15 protein-coding genes are annotated in these 18,987 nt (G+C 72.4%); 5 read left to right on the forward strand and 10 right to left on the reverse strand.

From position 1 onward, the window contains the following. Window positions 1-12: 12 nt before the first annotated feature. From treY to POF73_RS32870, 3 genes are all read left to right on the forward strand, one after another. Complete coding sequence (gene treY, locus POF73_RS32860) at window positions 13-2,367, forward strand: malto-oligosyltrehalose synthase (protein ID WP_272122682.1); 2,355 nt, start codon at window positions 13-15, stop codon at window positions 2,365-2,367. A 2-nt stretch (window positions 2,368-2,369) separates the two neighbouring features. Continuing rightward, window positions 2,370-2,630 carry a hypothetical protein gene (locus tag POF73_RS32865; RefSeq protein WP_272122683.1) on the forward strand — a complete coding sequence of 87 codons (261 nt, stop codon included), beginning with the start codon at window positions 2,370-2,372 and terminating at the stop codon, window positions 2,628-2,630. A gap of 190 nt (window positions 2,631-2,820) precedes the next feature. Beyond that, entirely contained in the window at window positions 2,821-4,071 is a 1,251-nt protein-coding gene (locus tag POF73_RS32870; protein ID WP_272122684.1) for a M14 family zinc carboxypeptidase, read from the forward strand. Between the two features lie 129 nt (window positions 4,072-4,200). Here POF73_RS32870 and POF73_RS32875 read toward each other — a convergent pair whose 3' ends face one another. From POF73_RS32875 to POF73_RS32885, 3 genes are all read right to left on the reverse strand, one after another. Beyond that, window positions 4,201-4,719 carry an SSI family serine proteinase inhibitor gene (locus POF73_RS32875; RefSeq protein WP_272122685.1) on the reverse strand — a complete coding sequence of 173 codons (519 nt, stop codon included), beginning with the start codon at window positions 4,717-4,719 and terminating at the stop codon, window positions 4,201-4,203. Next, complete coding sequence (locus tag POF73_RS32880; protein ID WP_272122686.1) at window positions 4,716-6,086, reverse strand: M14 family zinc carboxypeptidase; 1,371 nt, start codon at window positions 6,084-6,086, stop codon at window positions 4,716-4,718. Before POF73_RS32880 ends, POF73_RS32875 begins: the two co-directional genes overlap by 4 nt. A gap of 114 nt (window positions 6,087-6,200) precedes the next feature. Further along, a complete protein-coding gene (locus tag POF73_RS32885; RefSeq protein WP_272122687.1) occupies window positions 6,201-6,752 on the reverse strand; it encodes a DUF1707 and FHA domain-containing protein in 552 nt (183 codons plus the stop codon). A 185-nt stretch (window positions 6,753-6,937) separates the two neighbouring features. On the opposite strand from POF73_RS32885, the gene treZ reads away from it, so the two are divergent. Continuing rightward, the gene (treZ, locus tag POF73_RS32890; RefSeq protein ID WP_272122688.1) at window positions 6,938-8,683 is read left to right on the forward strand and encodes a malto-oligosyltrehalose trehalohydrolase; all 1,746 of its coding nucleotides are present in this window, start codon (window positions 6,938-6,940) and stop codon (window positions 8,681-8,683) included. A gap of 84 nt (window positions 8,684-8,767) precedes the next feature. On the opposite strand, the gene POF73_RS32895 is transcribed toward treZ, so the two are convergent. From POF73_RS32895 to POF73_RS32915, 5 genes are all read right to left on the reverse strand, one after another. Continuing rightward, a complete protein-coding gene (locus POF73_RS32895) occupies window positions 8,768-9,715 on the reverse strand; it encodes an aminoglycoside phosphotransferase family protein (RefSeq protein WP_272122689.1) in 948 nt (315 codons plus the stop codon). A 61-nt stretch (window positions 9,716-9,776) separates the two neighbouring features. Continuing rightward, complete coding sequence (locus POF73_RS32900; protein ID WP_272122690.1) at window positions 9,777-10,904, reverse strand: aminopeptidase P family protein; 1,128 nt, start codon at window positions 10,902-10,904, stop codon at window positions 9,777-9,779. 154 nt (window positions 10,905-11,058) lie between these two features. Next, the gene (locus tag POF73_RS32905; RefSeq protein WP_272122691.1) at window positions 11,059-11,679 is read right to left on the reverse strand and encodes a LysE family translocator; all 621 of its coding nucleotides are present in this window, start codon (window positions 11,677-11,679) and stop codon (window positions 11,059-11,061) included. 70 nt (window positions 11,680-11,749) lie between these two features. Continuing rightward, window positions 11,750-12,349 carry a PDZ domain-containing protein gene (locus POF73_RS32910; RefSeq protein ID WP_272122692.1) on the reverse strand — a complete coding sequence of 200 codons (600 nt, stop codon included), beginning with the start codon at window positions 12,347-12,349 and terminating at the stop codon, window positions 11,750-11,752. A 356-nt stretch (window positions 12,350-12,705) separates the two neighbouring features. Next, window positions 12,706-13,572 (reverse strand): LysR family transcriptional regulator, encoded by an 867-nt coding sequence (locus tag POF73_RS32915; protein WP_272122693.1) that lies wholly within the window; start codon window positions 13,570-13,572, stop codon window positions 12,706-12,708. 125 nt (window positions 13,573-13,697) lie between these two features. Between POF73_RS32915 and POF73_RS32920 the strand changes: the two genes are divergently transcribed. Continuing rightward, window positions 13,698-14,477, forward strand: coding sequence for a CTP synthase C-terminal region-related (seleno)protein (locus POF73_RS32920; protein WP_272122735.1), 780 nt, complete (start codon window positions 13,698-13,700; stop codon window positions 14,475-14,477). A 42-nt stretch (window positions 14,478-14,519) separates the two neighbouring features. Here POF73_RS32920 and phsA read toward each other — a convergent pair whose 3' ends face one another. Both phsA and cyc2 read right to left on the reverse strand, forming a co-directional pair. Further along, entirely contained in the window at window positions 14,520-16,430 is a 1,911-nt protein-coding gene (gene phsA, locus POF73_RS32925; protein ID WP_334313636.1) for an O-aminophenol oxidase PhsA, read from the reverse strand. 242 nt (window positions 16,431-16,672) lie between these two features. Continuing rightward, window positions 16,673-18,832, reverse strand: a complete 2,160-nt coding sequence (gene cyc2, locus POF73_RS32930; protein WP_272122695.1) for a germacradienol/geosmin synthase Cyc2 — start codon at window positions 18,830-18,832, stop codon at window positions 16,673-16,675. Window positions 18,833-18,987 lie beyond the last annotated feature (155 nt).

Raw genomic sequence — 18,987 nt, forward strand, 5'->3', positions numbered from 1 at the left:
ACGTAGGTTTCCATGACACCTGAGCGACCTGACCCGATGGTGCCGACCGCCACCTACCGGCTGCAGCTGCAGCCCGCGTTCCCGTTCGGGGCCGCCGCGGCGGCCGTGCCGTACGTGGCCTCGCTCGGCGTCTCGCATCTGCATCTGTCCCCCGTCCTGGAGGCCGTCCCCGGTTCGGGGCACGGCTATGACGTCGTGGACCACGCGCGCGTGCGCGAGGAACTGGGCGGTGAGGAGGGGCTGCGCGCGCTGGCGCGCACCGCGCGCGAGCACGGGCTGGGCCTGGTGGTGGACATCGTGCCGAACCACATGGCCATGGCCCCGCGCCACAACCACGCCCTGTGGGAGGTGCTGCGCGAGGGTCCCAAGTCGCCGTACGCGCGCTGGTTCGACATCGACTGGGAGGCGCAGGGCGGCCAGGTGCTGCTGCCGGTGCTGGGGCACCCGGTGGGCGAGGAGCTCGGCCGTCTGGAAGTGGACGGCGATGTCCTGCGCTACTACGACCAGGTGTTCCCGCTGCGCGAGGGCACCGGGGAACTGCCGCTGCCGCAGCTGCTGGACGCCCAGTGGTACCGGCCGGTGTGGTGGCGGCTGGCTCGTACCGAGCTCAACTACCGGCGGTTCTTCAGCATCTCGGAGCTGATCGGCCTGCGGGTGGAGGACCCGGAGGTGTTCGAGGCCACGCACGCGAAGATCCTCCAGCTGCTCCACGAGGGCGTGATCGACGGGCTGCGCATCGACCATCCCGACGGGCTCGCCGACCCCGACGGGTATCTGCGGCGCCTGAACGAGGCGACCGGCGGGCGCTGGACGGTCGTGGAGAAGATCCTGTCGGACGGTGAGCACCTGCCGGCCTCCTGGCCGGTCGCGGGCACCACCGGATACGACGCCCTGCGCCACGTGGACGGCCTGTTCACCGACCCGGCGGGGTTCGGGGAACTCCTCGGCCAGTACCGGCGGTTCGCGGCCCCTCAGACGGACCGCGGCGGCGACTGGGAGGCGACGGTGCGGCGGGCGGCGTACAAGGTGCTCACGCACGAGCTGGCCGCCGAGATCGACCGGCTGACGCGGGTGGCGAGCCGTGTGTGCGCCGCGTCCCCGGAGCCCGCGCTGCGCGACCGCGCGCCCTGGGCGCTGCGCACCGCGCTGCAGGAGCTCCTCGTCCGGCTGGAGGTCTACCGGCCGTACGCCTCGGGTGACGCGGCCCGGGTGGTCACCGAGGAGGCCGCCGCGCAGGCCCGGCTCGCCTTCGTCGTGCCCGAGGAGGCCGGTGCGGTCGACGTCGTGCGCGACCTGGTGCTCGGGCGGGCCGGTGAGGGACCGGAGCATGTGGAGTTCCGGACACGGTTCGCGCAGACGGCGTCGGCGCTGCGGGCCAAGTCCGTGGAGGACACGGCCTTCTACCGCTATGTGCCGCTGCTGTCGGTGACCGAGGTGGGCGGCAACCCGGGGAGTCCCGCGGTCTCGCCCGACGAGTTCCACGCGTACTGCGCGCGCGTGCAGCGCGACTGGCCGCTGACCGGGACGGTCGCGTCGACGCACGACACCAAACGCAGTGCCGACGTACGGGCCGCGCTGGCCGTGCTCACCGAGTGCCCGGAGCGCTGGGCGGACGTCCTGACGGAAGTGACGCGCGACGGCGAGGGCGTACCGGACGCGCAAGCGGCATGGGCCGCCTGGCAGACGGTGTTCGCGCTGGGCGAGGGGGACGTGGAACGTGTTCAGGGGGCGCTGCTGAAGCATGTGCGCGAGGCCGGGCTGTTCACCAGCTGGACGGAACAGGAGCCGCCGTACGAGGAGGCGGTGGCGGCGTTCGTCGCGGCGGGGCCCTGCGGGGCGCCGGGCGAGCGTGTGGCCGCCTTCCGCGGCGGCCTGGAGCCGCACGTCCGGGCGAACATGCTGGGCATCGCCCTGGCCCAGCTGACGATGCCGGGCGTCCCGGACGTCTACCAGGGCACCGAGGGCGAGTACCGGGCGCTGGTGGACCCGGACAACCGGCGGGCCGTGCGGTTCCCGCACGAGGATCCGGGCGACAAGGGCGCGGTGACGACGGCGGCGCTACGGCTGCGCAGGCGGCGCCCCGATGTGTTCGGCGACTCGGCGTCGTACACGCCCCTGCCCGCCGAGGGCCCGGCTGCCGCCCACTGCGCCGCCTTCGTGCGCTCCGGAGAGGTGGTGACCGCCGTGACCCGGCTGTCACTGCGGCTGGCCCGGGCGGGCGGCTGGCGCGACACGCTGCTGCCGCTGCCGCCGGGGCGGTGGGCCGATGTGCTGGCTCCGGGGCGGGAGTTCACCGGGCACGCGCGCGTGGAGGAGCTCTTCGAGCGGCTGCCGGTGGCGTTGCTTGAGCGGATCGGCGCGGAGTAGCCGTGGGCGAAGAAGCCGTGCGCGAAGAAGCCGTGCGCGAAGAAGCCGTGCGCGAAGGAGTGCGGCTGCCCGGCGTGGACAGCTGCGCCGCACGCCGTGCCGTCCCGCCGGCGACCGGCTCGTACCCGCGCGCGCTCCGGGGGCCTGTGCCCGATGGCAGGCGCGTGGTGGCGCAGGCCGATGTGCGCTGCACCGCCGGGCTTCCGGTGTCTCCCGGTGCGCGGCCGGAAGGTGACCGGTTCGGAGCGCGTCTCGTTCTGTGACTCCTGGGGTGCATGGGACAACCTCTTGGAGCGGCAGGGCGGGCGTCGCGCTCCCGTCGAGGCCGGCGGCCCCCACCCTCCGACGGTGAATGCAACTGGGCGCCCCCTGGCGCCTCCCCCGTGAAGTCCTTGACACGTCAACGAGACCGTGGGGTACTGCGGATTGCGAAGCCGGGCGGACGTGACGGGGGTGAGTCTCCTGCCGGAGCTGCGCTACCCCACCCTTGCCGAACTGGTCCTGTCCGCCCGTGCACTGGCCGCTCACCGTCCCGGCCTGTGCACACTGAGACAGGTGGGTACCTCCCGGGGCGGCAGACCGCTGATCCTGCTCTCCATCGGTCACGCCCGACGCGCGGTCCTGGTGGTCGCGGGTGCCCACGCCAACGAACCGACGGGAAGCGCCACCCTCCTCGCCGTCGCCGAACGCGTCCTGCGCGACCGGGACCTACGGGCCGACATCTCCTGGCACTTCCTGCTGTGCGCGGACCCCGACGGGGCGAACCTGCACATCACCCCGGCGCCCCGGAGTCTGTTCGAGTACCACCAGGGCTTCTTCCGGCCGGCGGCCCCGGAACAGCCGGAATGGGCGCCGGCCGCGCTGCCCGCCGACCGGCTGCCGCCGGAGACGCGCGCGCTGACCCGGGTCATCGACGAACTCCGCCCCTACCTCCAGGTGACCCTGCACGGCACCGACCTGGGCGGCAGCTGGGTACAGCTGACGAAGGATGTCCCCGGGCTCGCCGAGCCGTTCGCGAAGTCCGCCGCCGAGCTGCACATCCCGGTGGAGACCGGCGCCTCGGACGCGGCGGGCTGGCCCGCGGCCGGACCCGGGGTGCATGTGATGCCGGCGCCGGGCGCGGGGGCGGCGTATCCGAGCATGCCGGACGACGCGCGCAGCAGTACCTGGTACCACGTGCATCGGTACGGCGGTCTGACCGCGGTCGTCGAGGTGCCGATGTGGGCGAGCGACCTGGTGGACGACCCGGCTCCGCATCCTGCCCCGGCCAGGGCGATGCGGCGGCTGGGGACCCGGCTGCGGCGGGACGCGCTGGAGGTGGAGCGGGTGCTCGGCGAGGCGCTGCCCCGGCTGGACGGCGTCGACGGGCCCCTGTTGCGGGCCGCGAAGTGGGCACTGGAGCTGGTGCCGGGGCTGGCCGCCGACTGGATCCACACGGCGCCGGCCGACGACACCATGGCGTACGTCGGGAGCGTGGACGCCTTCGGGCGCCGGCTGCCGCTGCGGGCGGCGGCCATGCTGCTGCGCGTCCTGCGGGAGGCCGATGACCGTGCGGCACCGCACCTCGAACACCTCGTGGCGACCTGGAGCGACGCCTTCACCGAACGCTTCCGCGCCCGCTGGGTGCCCCTGGAGGACCAGGTCGAGCACCAGTCCCGCACGGTCGTCGCGGCGGCACTCCACGCACGGGACCGCGCGGCATGAGGCAGGCGACAGGCTGCGTGGCGCGGCAGGACGGCGCCACGCGCGCGTGGGCGCGACGCCGTCCTCCATGCGCGCGTGAGACTCGCCGACAGGTGTACGAAGGCTCGGCGGCCGTGTGGGCCGTCCGGGTCAGCTGTCCATCGTGAACACCGAGCCGGTCCGCGCGGCCAGCGCGCAGGAGTTGGAGAAGGTCTCCCGGTACTCGACGGACCGTCCGCCCCATGTCCCGCGCGCGTGGGCGGTGACCGGCGCGTAGATCATCGTGCAGAAGGTGTTGTCGGACTGAAGCTGCTGGAGCCGGCTGATGTCGCCGTCCACCTTGGCGAGCTGTGCGCAGGCCTCGACCGCGCGGTCGTGGCCCTGGGGCGGGTCGCAGGTGAGGAGGATGCCGCGGCTGTGGCCGCCCTCGCCGCGCGTGCCGTTCTGTCCGCCGTCGCCGCGCGTGTCGCCGTGTCCGCCGTCGCCGGGGGTGATCGTGAGGAAGAGCCAGTTGGTCGGACCGGGTTCCCGGACCGGCTCCTGAGCCGCCGCGAGGGCCGGAACGGTGCCGAGGACCAGGAGGGCTGCGGCGGCCGACAGACCGGCCCGGACCGCTTTCGCCGCGCGAGTGTGTTCAGTGAGGGAGCGCCTCGGGTGGGAATGCGTCATTCCCGATGCATCGGCACAGCGGCCCCGGCATTCCACCCCGACTCACCCGAACGGGAGCACGCGGGCGCGTACCGTCCGGCGAGCTCGAACGTGGCCAGCACCACCCGCGACTGGTACTCCACCTGCCGCGCGACCGGTATCCAGCGCGCCCCGCAGCCGTCGCGATAGTCGTCGCACCACTGGTCCAGGAGCCGCTCCAGCTCCGGCATCACTCCGGCCGGGTCGCGCCCCGCGCCCGTCACGAGCTGGTGGAGCAGCCCTGCCGTGCGCAGCGCCAGGCGCCGTCCGGCGATGCGCAGGGCGGCCAGATGGGCGGTGCTGAGCGGCGGGAGGGGGCGGGCGCCGCCGGTGACCGGGATGTCGGGGTCCCAGGTGTCGGCGAGCCCGGGGCAGACCAGTAAATAGTCGTCCACCGGGGCGAGCAGCCGGGCCGTCTCCGGTCCGGCCGGAAGGTGGGGGCGCAGCCGCTCCAACAGCCGCTCCAGGAGCCGGGTGTCGTGGCGCAGCGTGTGGCTCACCACGCGCAGGACCGTTTCCTCATCGGTGGGCGGAGCGCCGTCCTCCACCGCGGCCACACCCCACATCGGGGCCTCGACGATCGCCGTGATCGTGCCGTGCCGGTGCGGATGGAACCACGTCGACTCGACGGCCGCCTCGGTGATGGCGGCGGCCAGATCGCCGCGGCGCGGCCTGGGGATCCGGTAGACGGCGGGTCCCAGTTCCGGCCAGTACAGGGTGTCGTAGGGGCCGAGCTCGCGCGGGATGCCGAGGCGGGTGGCGCAGTGCGCGACACGCTGGGCGAGGCCGGGCAGGTCGTGGGTCAGCTCGACGAAGCCGCCGCCGACGTCGACCCCGTGCAGGGAGCACTGGAGGAAGGGCCGCAGTTCGTCCTGGAGTTCGAGCAGGGCGCGGGTCTCGGGCAGCACGACGGCGTCCGCGCCGTCGGGCAGCCATTCGGGCTGTTCCATGAAGCCGGGCCGGAAGAAGTGCCGGAAGTAGCCGCCGAGGGCGTACGGACCGCGCAACCAGCCCTCGTTCCGGCGCAGACCGTCGGGGTCCAGGCACAGCAGCAGGTTCCAGGTGGCGTCGGCACCCTCGTGCAGCCGGGGGTCGGCGAGCACCCTGTCGGCCAGTCGCAGTACGGTCGCGCCGCCCACCGGTTCGTTGGCGTGCGGGCCGGCCACGATCAGGGCCTGACGGCTGCCGTGTCCGACGGACAGCAGCAACATGGGCGTGCCGGCCCGGGAGGTCCCCACCCGGCGCAGTCGCGCGTCACGGGGGCGGCGGGCGACGAGTGCGGCAGCCCGGGCGCCGAGCTCGTCGACCGTCGGATAGCGGAGGAGTGGCGGCAGGGCACACCTCCACAATGTGGTGCCGTCGATTCACCTGATGTGCATGGTGTACGCACAGTCAGTCACGAGTTGACGACTACGTCAACACCGCAGAAGGTCAAAGGGATTCGGGTCGCCGCGAGGTTGCGGTCAGTGCGTGGCAAGCCGGAACGACATCCGGCCGAAGCCGATCTGATCGCCCTCGCGGACCACCACGGCCCCGATGACGCGGCGGCCGTTCACCGTGGTGCCGTTGGTGGAGCCGAGGTCACGCAGGACCCACATGCCGCACTGGTGGCTCAGTTCGGCGTGCACCCGGGACACCGTCTCGTGGGTCAGCCGCAACCCGTTCGCGGGGTCGCGCCCTATGCGCAGCGGATGTCCGGTCGCGGGGTGGGGCAGCAGCAGCTTTGGCAGCCGCTCGGACTGCCAGGCCCTGCGCAGCCGTACGGTGAAGCCGGAGATGGCCTCGACGGTGCCGAACACCAGGCGTGACACACGGCTCTCGACGGGCAGGTCGGCGGTGAGTACGGCGAGCTCGTCGGCGCGGCGGGCGGCGAGGGCGAGTTCCATGCGTCGTACGAACGTGTCGTGCGAGAGCCGGCCCATGGCGACGCCGTCACGCAGCACCTTCAGCGCCTTGTCGCGCTCCGCGTCGGAGAGCCGCGCGGGGTACGTGTTGAACTCGAAGGACGACGTCACGGTGCTGATTGTCGGTCAGTGAACCCGCGGTGTCCAGAAAACGGGGAAACGGCGGCCACCCGCGCGTGCCCGACGGGACCGGCCGCGACACCCGCCGCAAAAGGGATGATTCAAAAGCGGATTGATCACGTTTGAAGCACCATGGACGGGCTACATCACGGTGAGCAGACGAAGGGGAACCGTCCGTGCAGTTCGAGGTGTGGGCACCACAGGCCGACCGTTTGACGCTCCATTGCGAGGGCGCCACGCGCGCGTTGGAGCGCGATCCCGATCGCGCGGGATGGTGGTGGGGGGAGGCGGAGGCGCGGGACGGGACGCGGTACGGCTTCGCGCTCGACGACGGTCCCGTGCTGCCCGACCCGCGCTCCCGCCGGCAGCCGGACGGCCCGGACGGACTGAGTGCGGTCGTCGACCACGAACGGTACGAGTGGCGTACCGAGTGGGCGGGCCTGCCGCTGCCCGGCTCGGTGCTGTACGAGCTGCACGTGGGCACGTACACGCGTGAGGGCACGCTGGACGCGGCCGCCGAGCGGCTCGGACATCTCGCGGAACTGGGCGTCACCCACGTCGAGTTGATGCCCCTGAGCCCCTTCCCCGGGCGGCACGGCTGGGGCTACGAGGGCGTCTCGCTGTGGGCCGTGCACGAGCCGTACGGCGGACCCGAGGCGCTGAAACGCTTCGTCGACCGGGCGCACGAGCTGGGCCTGGGCGTGGTCCTCGACGTCGTGCACAACCACTTCGGCCCGTCCGGGAACTACCTGCCGGTCTTCGGCCCCTACCTCACGGACACCCACCAGACGCCCTGGGGCGCCGCCGTCAACCTGGACGCCCCCGGCTCGGACGAGGTGCGCGCGTATCTCGTGGAGAGCTCGCTGTCCTGGCTGCGGGACTACCGGATCGACGGGCTGCGTCTGGACGCCGTGCACGCGCTGGCGGACACACGCGCGTGCCACTTCCTTGAGGAGCTGTCGACGGCCGTCGACGCCCTGGCCACCGACCTGGGCCGGCCGCTGTACCTGATCGCCGAGTCCGACCTCAACGACCCCCGGCTCATCACCGCGCGCGAGGCGGGCGGGCTCGGGCTGCACGCCCAGTGGAACGATGACTTCCACCACACCCTGCACACCGCGCTGACCGGCGAGTCCCAGGGCTACTACGCCGACTTCGCCCGCGCCCCCATGGCGGGCCTCGCCAAGACCCTGGCCGGCGGCTACTTCCACGACGACACGTACTCCAGCTTCCGGGGCCGGCGCCACGGCCGCCCCCTGGACCGCGCGCGCGTGGCGGCGCACCGCCTCCTCGGCTACAGCCAGACCCACGACCAGGTCGGCAACCGGGCCCAGGGCGACCGGCTCGCGAGCCTGCTCTCCCCCGGCCTCCTGGCCTGCGCGGCCACGCTGACGCTGACCGCGCCCTTCACGCCGATGCTGTTCATGGGCGAGGAATGGGCCGCGAGCACGCCCTGGCAGTTCTTCACCGACCACACCGACCCGGAGCTCGCCGAGGCGGTACGGCGCGGCAGACGGCGCGAATTCGCGGCGCACGGCTGGGCCGAGGAGGACGTGCCCGACCCGCAGGACCCGGCGACCCGGGAGCGCTCCTGCCTCGACTGGTCCGAGCTCGACGGCGAGCCCCACGCGCGTGTGCTCGACTGGTACCGCCGCCTCATCGCGCTGCGCCACGAGCAGCCCGATCTCACCGATCCCGACCTCGCCGACACCAAGGTGGCCTACGACGAGCAGGAGCGCTGGCTCGCCTTCCGTCGCGGCGACGTCCGGGTGGCCGTCAACCTCGCCAAGGAACCGGCGTCGATCCCGCTGGGGCCCCGCAAGGCGGCCGTACTGGCGGCGTGGGAGCCGGTGGAGGCGCCGGGCGCGGACGGGGTGCTGCATGTGCCCGGGGAGTCGAGTGTGGTGCTGTTGCAGGGGTGAGCCGGGCCAGGGGGCGCGGTGCGCCGGTGGCGCAGGTGAGCCAGGGGTCAGCGGCGAGCCGGGGGCAGTGAGCCAGGGCGTTTGCTAGAGCTCCTCGTCCCTGTCGTCCTCCTCCCTGAGTTCCGTCACGCGCTCCAGCAGGATCGCCTCCCACGCGTGTCGCAGCTGTGTCCTCAGCAGCGAGAGGGGTGCCTCGCCCTTGCCTTCGAGGCGGTCCGCGAGGTGGGCGACCGCGTCGCAGCGGGCGAGCCAGAGGCCGCGCAGGCAGGGGCGGGCCCCGTAGCCGGCCAGGGTGGCGGCTCGGACGGCGGCCGGGGAGCCGACGGCGAGCGCGAGACCGGCGATGTCCTCGGCGGGGTCGCCGACGACGGTGTCGGCCCAGCCGAGGACGCCGCGCACCCGGCCGTCGGCGCTGACGACCAGGTGGTCGGCGGTGAGGGCGTGGTGGACGAGGACCGCGGTGCCGGGCTGGGCCGCGAGCTGCACGGCGGCGGGCTGGGTCAGCTGCCGCATCCGGACGGCGTCGAACTCGTCGGCGGCGGCGAGGCGCCCGGCGGCACTGTCGGCGGACCGGCGCAGGGCCTCCAGGGAGCGCGGGGCGGTGCGCGGCACACCGAGCGTCTCGGCCTGCCGTACCGGAATCTCGCGCAGCCCCGTGAGCAGCCCGGCCAGGTCGGCCTCTCCGACGGCGGACACGTCGTGCTGTGCGCCCGCCCCGCCGGGCACCTTGGTGTCCAGGGTGTAGGTCAGCCCGGCCGCCCACTCCCCGTGCGCGACGCTCGTCGGCACCGCGACCGGGACGTGCGGGCGGACGAGGTCGCGCAGGCGCAGTTCGCGGCGCTGGCGGACGGCGGCCGCCCGGTCGGGGGCAAGGCGCAGCACATGGCGGGTGCCGACCCACCAGGTGGCGGGCTCGGCGCCCGGGGAGGCGGGACGCACCTCGGGTCCGGCCGAGTCGGCCACACCGTCCTTGAGCAGGGAACGGACCAGCCGGCGGACGGTGTCCGCGGTGGGTGTCGGTGCCTGGGTCATGGTCGCGCCGTTGTCGCTCGGGGGTCTACGGGGGCTCCTTGCTCCGGGATCGGTCGCCGGGTCAGTCGACTATGACCAGCTCGCGGGTCGTGTCGTTGAGGCGCCGGCCGCCGTCCCCGGTGACCGTGACGATGTCCTCGATACGCACTCCGAAGCGGCCGGGCAGATAGACGCCCGGCTCCACGGAGAAGCACATGCCGGGCACGAGAGGCTGCTCCTCGCCCTCGATCATGTACGGCGGCTCGTGCGTGGTGACGCCGATGCCGTGCCCGGTGCGGTGGATGAAGTACTCGCCGTACCCGGCGTCCGCGATGACCGCGCGGGCGGCCCGGTCGACCTCCTGGCAGGCAACACCGGGCCGTACGGCGCGGAAGCCGGCCTCCTGGGCCTCGCGTACCAGGTCGTGGACGCGGCGCTCCTCGTCGGTGGGCTCGCCGACATGGACCGTGCGGGAGGTGTCGGAGCCGTAGCCGTCCCGCAGGCCGCCGAAGTCGAGGACGACCATGTCGCCGCTCTCGATCACTCGGTGGCCCGCCTCGTGATGCGGGTTGGCGCCGTTCGGGCCGGAGGCGACGATGGTGAAGTCGACCTGGGAGTGGCCGAAGTCGCGCAGCAGGTCGGCGAGGTCTTTGGCGACGTCCGACTCGCGGCGTCCGCCGAAGGGAACCTTCCGGATCTCCTCGAACGTTGCGTCTGCGGCCGCACCCGCGGCCGCCAACAGCTCCACCTCGGCGGTTTCCTTGACGGCCCGCAGCATCGGCAGGGCGTCGGTGAGGGAGGCGTAGGAGCTGCCGGGCAGCGTCTTCTGCAGGGCCAGCAGATGCATCGCCCAGGCGTTGTCGCTGATGCCGAACCGGCCGCTCGCGTCGAGGAGGGCGGCGGTGGCGGCGTAGGGGTCCTGGCCGTCGGTCCAGTCGCGCAGGGTCAGGACGGGCGCGCCGGAAGCCTTGGCGGCGTCCGGGGCCTCCAGGGCGGGGACGACGAGGACGGGATCCCGGCCGGGAGCGAGGACCAGCAGGGTGAGCCGCTCGGTCTCGGCGGGGGGCGCGTAGCCGGTGAGCCACACCATGTCCGGGCCGGGTGCCACCAGGAGCCCGGCCAGGCCGGCGTCCGCGGCGGTCCGCGCGGCCCGTTCCATCCGGGCCCGGTAGTCGTCGGCGGTGAAGGGAGCGGGTGCGGTGCCGGTCATCCGGGCCTCCCTGGGCGCGTGAAAGGACTACGGGCAGCATCCTGCCCGTACGGAGGGGGCGACGCGAGCCGGTCGACGCGCCTTTCGGGCGGCGGGTCGGGAGGTCCGTCGGGCGGCCGGCGGGGCATGGCGGCAGCCGTCCGGTGCCATGGCATCAGCTTTCCAGCGCCATGCGGACGCCGAGGAGCAGCAGCACCCCTCCGGAGACCTGTTCAAGGCGTCGGCGCACGCCCGTGCGGGACAGCACGGTCTTCATCCGGCCCACGAACCACACGTACAGGCCGTAGTAGCCGACCTCGTAGACCGCCCAGAGCGCGGCGAGGCCCACCATGGCCGGCAGATGCGGGGCGCCGTGCGGCACGAACTGCGGCAGGAAGGACATCGCGAAGACGGCCGCCTTGGGATTGGCGAGGTTGAGCAGCAGTCCGCCGCGGTAGGAGGCCCAGCCGCTCTTCGGCGTGCCCTCCCATGCGCTCTCCTCCGCCCCCTTGGCGCGCCGCGCCTGCCGCAGCGCCTGGATGCCGAAGCCGACCAGCACGACCGCGCCGACGATCCGCATCACGTCGTACGCCACCTCGGACGCCGTCAGCAGTGCGGTCAGGCCGAAAGCGGCGACCGAACCCCAGATGAAGACGCCGGTCTCGTTGCCGAGCACCGTCAGGAATCCGGAGCGCCTGCTGTACAGCGACTGCTTGATGATCAGCACGGTGCTGGGCCCGGGCGAGGCGGCGATGAGGGTACAGGCCCCCAGGAAGGCGATGAGGGTGGTCGGCATGGGGTCATCGTGGCCTTGCCGGCCGTGCGTGGCCAGTGCTTTTCCCGGAATTCCCCGGGGATGGGGGTGGTCAGGTGACGACGCCCGGCACCACCGTCAGCCACTGGTGGTCGCCGCCGCGGTGGCGCACCGTCAGGGTGGCCGCGTCGCCCGGACGGGAACCGGCGACGGTTCGCGCGAGGTCGGCGGCCGAGCCGATACGGGTCTTGTCCAGCGCGAGGATCACGTCACCGCGGACCAGACCGGCCGTGTATCCCGGGCCGGGCACGTGGACCCCGACCACCAGGGCCCCCGACTTCCGGGCGTCCACGGCCTCCACTCCGAGGGTCGCGACGGCGGCGGGGACCGGTGAGGAGGTCCGGGTCGAGGGGGGCTGTTTCGAGGAACCGGGATGCGCGGAGACGGTCGGGCTGCCGGGAAGGCCCTGCCCTGCCTGCCGCTGCAGCTCGGCGAGTCTGCTCATGCCGATCACCGTGGCGCCCAGCGTGCCGAGTCCGACTCCGGACAGGAGCAGGATCATCCCGGCGAGAACGGCGACCAGAAGGGTCGCGAGTCGCCGTCGGCGTGGGCGGGGCGCGGCGTGCGGGCGCTTCGCGCCGGAGCCTGACTTGGCGCCGTCGTCGGGCCGCTGACCTGGCATGGGCTTGGGTCGCAACGCAGTGTGTTCCATCGGATCGCCTCCGTCTGGTGACTACCCTGCGCACCGGCGCACAACGAGCCACGATCGAGTGAGACTGACCAGTGGTCAAGAACGGGAAGCCATAGGCGTCACGGCGGAAACGGGACGTCAGGGTGGGCGAGCATCTGTGGCGGGCGGCCGGCTCACACCCCTGCGGCCGGTGAGTCGTCGCCTTGCTTCAGTCCGGTGCGTCGGGGCGCGGCTTTCCTCCTCAGGCCGGTGCGCCAAGGGTGCGGCCTGCCTCCTCAGGCCGGTGCGCCAAGAGTGCGGCTTCCCTTCTCACGCCGGTGTGCCGAGGGCACGGCCTCCCTCCCCCGCCGGTGCGCCAGGTGCGTACCCCCCGCTCCTCACGCCCGTTCGACCAGCGCCTCCGCGACTCCGGCCGCCGCTCCCCCGAGCACCCCCGCGTGCACCAGTTCCGTCCGGTGTACGACTCGCGGTTCCGTGATCGGTACGGCCGCCGTGCCGGGCACCCCGGTGGCCGTCGGGCGTGGCAGCAGGGTGAGGCCGTGACCCGCCGCGGACAGGGCGATGAGGGCGCGGACGTCGGTGCCCTCGTAGCGCAGGGCGGTGCGGAAGCCGTGGCCGCCGTTCGCGGCGCGGAGGTGGGCGAGCGGCAAACCGGCGTCGGGGGCGTCCAGCCAGCGGGCGTCAGCCAGGTCGGCGAGGCGCAGGCCGGTCCGCCGGGCGAGCGGGTGGGTGTCGGGCAGGAGGACGCAGACCGGCTCCTCCCCCACGCCGTAGGTGGTCAGCGGTGCCACGTCGGGCAGTCGCAACGGGTCGCTGGGGGCGGCCAGGCCGTCCACGAGGCCGAGATCCGCCGTCCCCGTGGCCACGGCCGCGGGGACCTCGTCGCGGGGCAGCACACGCAGGGTCACCCCGGAGGCCGGGAGCGCGGCGAGGACGCGTGGTCCGAGCGCGGTCGACGAGGTCGCGAGCGTCAGCCCGTGAGCGGGCGCGGCAGCCATCCGTACGACGTCCGCGCGGGCCGCCTCCAGGCGCAGCAGCAACGGGCTCGCGTGTTCGAGGAGCCGCTCGCCGGCCGGCGTGGGCGTGACGGGGCGACGCGTGAGCAGCGGGGCGCCGAGGTCCTGTTCGAGCGCGGCGATGTGCTGGGACACCGCCGACTGGGTGTAGCCCAGCTCGCGCGCGGCCTCGGAGAACGAGGCGAGGCGGGCGACCGTGACGTAGGTGCGCAGCAGGTGCGGGTCCATGGCGGACAGCATCCCGCACCCCATCAGCACCGCTTATCGGAGGTGCAGTAATCATCGTTGGACGTGAAGTACGGGCCGCGCCCAGGATGAAGGACATGACGAACTCCGCAGCTCGGACGGCCAGGATGGCACAGGCGACTCAGACGACCCAGACGCCACATCAGACAGCACAGAGGACACGGACGGCGCGAGCGGCAAGGCTCGCCCTGGTCGGGGATCGCTCCCCCAACGTCGCCTCGCACACGCGCGTGCCGCTTCTGCTGGACGCCCTCGCCGAACGCGAGCGGCTCGTCCTCGACGCCTACTGGATCCCGTCGCAGGACGCGGCGGCCGAGGACACCGTCCGCGGCTTCGACGCGGTGTGGGTGTTGCCGGGCAGCCCGTACCGCAGCGAGGCGGGTGTGCTGTCGGCGATCCGCACCGCGCGCGAGGAGGGAATCCCGTTCCTCGGCACGTGCGGCGGCTTCCAGCACGCACTCCTTGAGTACGCCCGGGACGTGTGCGGGCTGACCCGTGTCGCCCACGCCGAGAACGACCCCGGCGCCGACGACTTCCTCATCGAACCCCTGGCCTGCTCGCTCGTCGGGCACGAGGCCGTTGTCCGGATCGCGCCCGGCTCGCTCGCCCAGTCGGTCATCGGCTCGGAGCGGACCGTCGAACGGTACTTCTGCGCGTACGGCCCCTCCCGCCACCTCGACACCCTGAGCGCGCACGGGCTGCTCTTCTCCGGACACGACGAGGACGGTCACGTACGGATCGCCGAACTGCCCGGCCACCCCTTCTTCCTGGCCACGCTCTTCCAGCCGGAGCTGTCCGGCGACGGCTCACACCCGCACCCGGTCGTCCGGGCGCTGGCGCGAGCCGCCGTCGAACACGCGGCGCGCAGGGTCGCCACGCGCGCGTGACGCGAGACCCGCAAGGGACGGCGCCACGCGCACGTGCGTGCCTCAGCCCGTGTGCCCCGCCCCGTGGCCGCCGTGTCCTCCGTGCCCGGCGCCATGGTCGAACTTCAACGCCTCCGGGGGCATGACGACGAAGGGCCGCATCATGCCCATGTCCTCGTGCTCAAGGAGGTGGCAGTGGTACATGAAGCGGCCGTAGGCGCCGTCGAACCGGCCCATGACGCGCAGCATCTGGTTGCCCGGCACCTGGAAGACGTCCTTGTACCCGAGCTCGTTGGGCGCCAGCGGGATCGAGGTGCCGGCGTCGTACCGGATCGGGCTGCGGGTGCCGCCCACCGCCGGGTCGAAGCCCGAGACGTCGTAGGCGTCCCGGCCCAGCAGCTGGAAGTCGGCCAGGTGGATGTGCATGGGGTGGACGATCGGTGCCAGGTTGAGGAAGCTCCACTGCTCGTGGCTGCCCTCGGCGATGGTGAAGCCGAGGCCGTCGTTGAACGTCCGTGCCGTGCGCCGGTAGGTCTTGGTCCTGCCGTCCGGGCCGGTGACCTGGACGACACCCTCGGTGGGGACCTGGATGTCACCCGGGTCCTCGACCTCCGTCATCTCCCAGATCTCCGGGTGACCGCCGGCGCCCTTGGTGGCGGGCGGGGTGAGCACGATCAGGCGGTGGCCGTGCTCGATGTCGTGCGTGAGCCGGCGGAAGGAGCCGGAGAGCACCTCGGGCAGTTCGAAGGTGTCCGTCTCACAGCTCTCCCCGACCCGGAACTCCATGACCGCCGGATAGCGCACGTCGCCCGCCGGGTCGGGTACGCCGGGCGGCTGGTTGCGGCCCTTGTTGACCAGCCGGAGCGTCCGGCCCGCGAGAGCGCGGAAGTCGACGAGCAGGTCGAAGCGCTCGGCCGGTGCCGCGCTCAGCGTGGGCAGCGCGCCGTCGAAGTCGATCGGCACCGGCCGCGGCAGCAGCCCGCCGTCGCTGCCGATCTGGTGCACGATGCCCGGGACCGGGTTGTCGTCCTCGTCGACCAGGACGAGGTTGTAGATACGCGCGTTGGACGCGTTGACCAGCCGGAAGCGGTGCCAGGCGGCGTCCACGTCGGCGTACGGCCAGATGCGGCCGTTGACCGTGGTGTACGGGCCGGTGAACGGGATGGAGACCGGCTTGCCCGTCTCCGGGTTCTTCTCCTGGACGATCACCGTCTTGTGCAGCAGCCGCCCGTTGAGCCGGCCGTCCTCGTCGGTGTCGAGGTTGCGGTCGGCCAGCAGCAGCGGGATCTCCCGCTCACCGCAGGGCAGATGGAGGGCGTCCTCCTCCTCGTCACGGACGAGGTAGGTGCCGTACAGGCCCGCCATCACGTTCCACCGGGTGATGTTCATGGCGTGGTCGTGGTACCACCACTGCACCGCCTGGTGGTCGTTCGGATACTCCGACAGCTGGGCGTCGCCGAAGCCGACCGCGTTGTCCGCCCAGCCGTCGTTGCCGCCGCCCGTCTGGGCGCCGTGCAGATGGGTCACCGACCAGGCGGGCAGGGCGGTGACGTCCTTGTTGGGCTCGACGCCCTCACGGCCGGGCTCGGTGGAGGCCTGCGGACGGCCGTCCGTGCGCAGCGGTACCTCCACCGAAGTGACCGGGTACTCGCCGTCCCTGGGGATGCGGTTGGTCCAGGCGATGCGGACACGCTGTCCGCGCCGCACCTCGATGGTCGGGCCCGGCACCTGGCCGTCGTACCCCCACATCAGGGTCGGCGGCAGCTGCGGATGCAGTCGCACCCAGGTCGGGCGCAGGGCGATCTCGGTTTCGCGCAGAACGTCGTCGGACGCGGGGCGCAGGACGGGAGGGACGGGCAGCGGGGCCGCGTACGGCGTGAGCTCACCGGCGTCGAGCGGCCGCTCCCCCTTGTCGGCCCCCTTCGCTCCGGTCCCCGTGTCGCTGTCCGTGAGCCTCTCGATGATGTCGGTCAAGGTCGAACACCCCCGTGTGTTCTCGTTGTCTGTTCCCCTCACCCCAGAAGACTCGCGGCGCCCCGCCCAAGTTCCCTGAATATCCCGTTCCGCACGAAAAGTTTCGGAAACGGCATCCGGAGGCGGGAAGTCCGTTGTCAGTGGCGGCTGTTACGTACTGCGACGGCGGTGCGAGCTCTCGGAGAACGTCGCGAACGGCGTACGAGAGCTCGCCGAGAAGGCCGCGGCGGGCGTGCGGGAGGTCAGCTGAGAACGGGTACGGCCGACGGGCGGTCCGGTAGGAAGCCGTGGGCGCGGCGGGCCAGGAAGTCGGGCTTGTAACGGTCCACCGACCGGTGCCAGTTCAGGATGCTTGCCATGTAGTTCCGCAGGTCGGCCACGTAGTCCCCCATGGCCTTGCGAGCCTCGTCCGAGAGGCCGAAGTCCTCGTACACGACGGGCAGTTCGTGCGCAGCCACGTGCTCGAACTGGCGCATGCGCTGGGTCATCAGGTCATGGACGACTCCGAGTGCGGTGGGGTAGTCGACGCCGAAGAAGTTCTGCACGACGAGGATGGCGTTGTGGATCTCGCCCTCGTACTCGATCTCCTTCTGGTAGGAGAACACGTCGTTGATGAGCATCGAGTAGTCGACGGCGGCGTTCTCCAGGGAGCGCACGGGCCCGCTGCGGTAGACCTCGGGCGGGACGGCGGGGCCGCAGCCCATCCGGCACAGGTTGAGCGTGAGGTCGGCGCCGAAGGTGGCGCGCCGCATCTCCAGGTAGTCGACCGGGTCCGGGATGCGGTTCTGGAGCTGGTTGGCCAGCTCCCACACCCAGCTCTCCGTCATGGCGTTGACCGCTTCCTTCAGGGAGCGTCGCTGGGCCGGTGTCATCTCGGCCGTCGTGCGCGTCCAGAGGTCGACGAGGCCGCACTCCATGCCGCCCAGCGGAGAGACGGCCACCTCTCCGTCGAGCGGCATGCAGTCCGACAGGCGCCGGGTCGTCAGACGTGCGGCGGCCAGGTCGCGGCGGTGGCCGAAGACCAGCGGGTAGTAGTCGTCGGCATACGTGCCCCAGGCGAGCCACTGCGCACTGAGGTCGAGTGCTTCGGGCGTGGCGTCCGGGTCGAGGCCGGCGGAGCACAGCGCAAGGTCGTAGGCGGCGAGTTTGTCCTCGTCCCAGACACCCTCCCGGAGCATGCCCATGCGGTGCATCCACTCGGTGAGGTGGGTGCGGGCGTCGGCGAGGTGCGGGCTGAGCTCCACCCGGAACGGCATGTAGAAGTCGGGCAGCCGGGACGGGCCGACCTTCTGGAAGGGCATGTGCGTGTACGCACGGAGGCGTTCGGCGCCGGCCGCGGCGAGCAGCGCACCGACGTCGGCCGCGGAAGTGCCGGGCCCGGTGGGTACCTGCCACGGCGCGGAAGTCCGCGCACGTTCGTTCATGTACCGGCTGGAGCGCATGTGCCACTCGTGGCCGCCGGACTGCCAGTCCTGCAGCCCCTGGGTGTACGCCGCGACCGCCGCGACCTCCTGCGGGGTGAGGCCCTTGTCCAGAGCCAGGGCAGGGACTTCGGTGAGGGCGGTGTGCTCGAACTGGTGGAGCCGGGAGGTGAGGACGTCGTTGACAGTGTCGGCGGCCTGCTGGGTGGTGCAGTCGAAGAAGGTCTCCAGGACCAGGACGCCGTTGCTGAGTTCGCCCTCGTCCTCGACCTCGCGCTGGTAGGAGAACAGGTCGTTGCGCAGGTGCACGGCGTCCGAGAAGGTCTCCATCAGAACCCTGAGCGGCCTCGACTCGGCGACGGACGCGGGCACTTCGGCCGTCGCGTACTCGACCAGGCCCGACGACCAGGGGGCACCGCCCACCTTGCGGCGCATCTCGATGTACTCGACGGGGTTGGCGATGCGCCCCTCGTTGATGTTGGACAGTTCCCAGAGCGACTCGTTGAGCAGGTGTTCGGTGGCGACCGCGAACCGGCGGCGCCAGTCGGCCGACATCGAGGGCACCGTGCGGGTCCACAGGTCGGCGAGCCCCGCCTCGACCGGGTTCTGCGGCTCGGGCATCGGGGTCGACAGGTCCATCGGCATGAACATCGGGAGCCGGTCCAGATAGGCCTTGCCGCCGACGCGGTCCTGGGTGCGCTTGAAGATCTCCAGGAAGTGGTCGTCGAAGAAGAACACCCACACGTACCAGTCGGTGATGAGGGAGAGGGCTTCGGCGTCGCATTCGGGGTGGGTGTAGGCGCAGAGCAGACCGTAGTCGTGCGCGTCCAGGTCGGCCTGCTCCCAGATCCCGGACCCCTCCAGCATGCCCATCTCGCGTGCCCACTCGGTCGAATGGGCACGCGCCTCGTCGACGTGCGGGTTCAGCCGCGCGGGATACGGCATGTAGAAGTGCGGGAGTTCGAAGGGCTGCTGCGTCATGGCCCGGCCCTACCCCCGGGTCCCGAGGGGCATCCGCCGCGCGGGACATGATCACACCATCGCGTGAATCAAGGGTGAATCCGGGAGTTCTCGCCGTGCCTTGTGGCGTTCATCTCTACGCGCGCAGACTTCTCGCACCTCATGTGTCCCCCTCC

The sequence above is a fragment of the Streptomyces sp. HD genome, assembly GCF_028369295.1.
GTDB lineage: Bacteria > Actinomycetota > Actinomycetes > Streptomycetales > Streptomycetaceae > Streptomyces.

Excerpts from the sequence above, each read along its gene's own strand:
- POF73_RS32905 (WP_272122691.1), bottom strand. The coding sequence starts at position 11,679 with ATGCCGACCACCCTCATCGCCTTCCTGGGGGCCTGTACCCTCATCGCC.
- POF73_RS32900 (WP_272122690.1), bottom strand. The coding sequence starts at position 10,904 with ATGACCGGCACCGCACCCGCTCCCTTCACCGCCGACGACTACCGGGCC.
- POF73_RS32910 (WP_272122692.1), bottom strand. The coding sequence starts at position 12,349 with ATGGAACACACTGCGTTGCGACCCAAGCCCATGCCAGGTCAGCGGCCC.
- POF73_RS32875 (WP_272122685.1), bottom strand. The coding sequence starts at position 4,719 with ATGACGCATTCCCACCCGAGGCGCTCCCTCACTGAACACACTCGCGCG.
- POF73_RS32920 (WP_272122735.1), top strand. The coding sequence starts at position 13,698 with ATGGCACAGGCGACTCAGACGACCCAGACGCCACATCAGACAGCACAG.
- treY (WP_272122682.1), top strand. The coding sequence starts at position 13 with ATGACACCTGAGCGACCTGACCCGATGGTGCCGACCGCCACCTACCGG.
- cyc2 (WP_272122695.1), bottom strand. The coding sequence starts at position 18,832 with ATGACGCAGCAGCCCTTCGAACTCCCGCACTTCTACATGCCGTATCCC.
- POF73_RS32895 (WP_272122689.1), bottom strand. The coding sequence starts at position 9,715 with ATGACCCAGGCACCGACACCCACCGCGGACACCGTCCGCCGGCTGGTC.
- POF73_RS32915 (WP_272122693.1), bottom strand. The coding sequence starts at position 13,572 with ATGGACCCGCACCTGCTGCGCACCTACGTCACGGTCGCCCGCCTCGCC.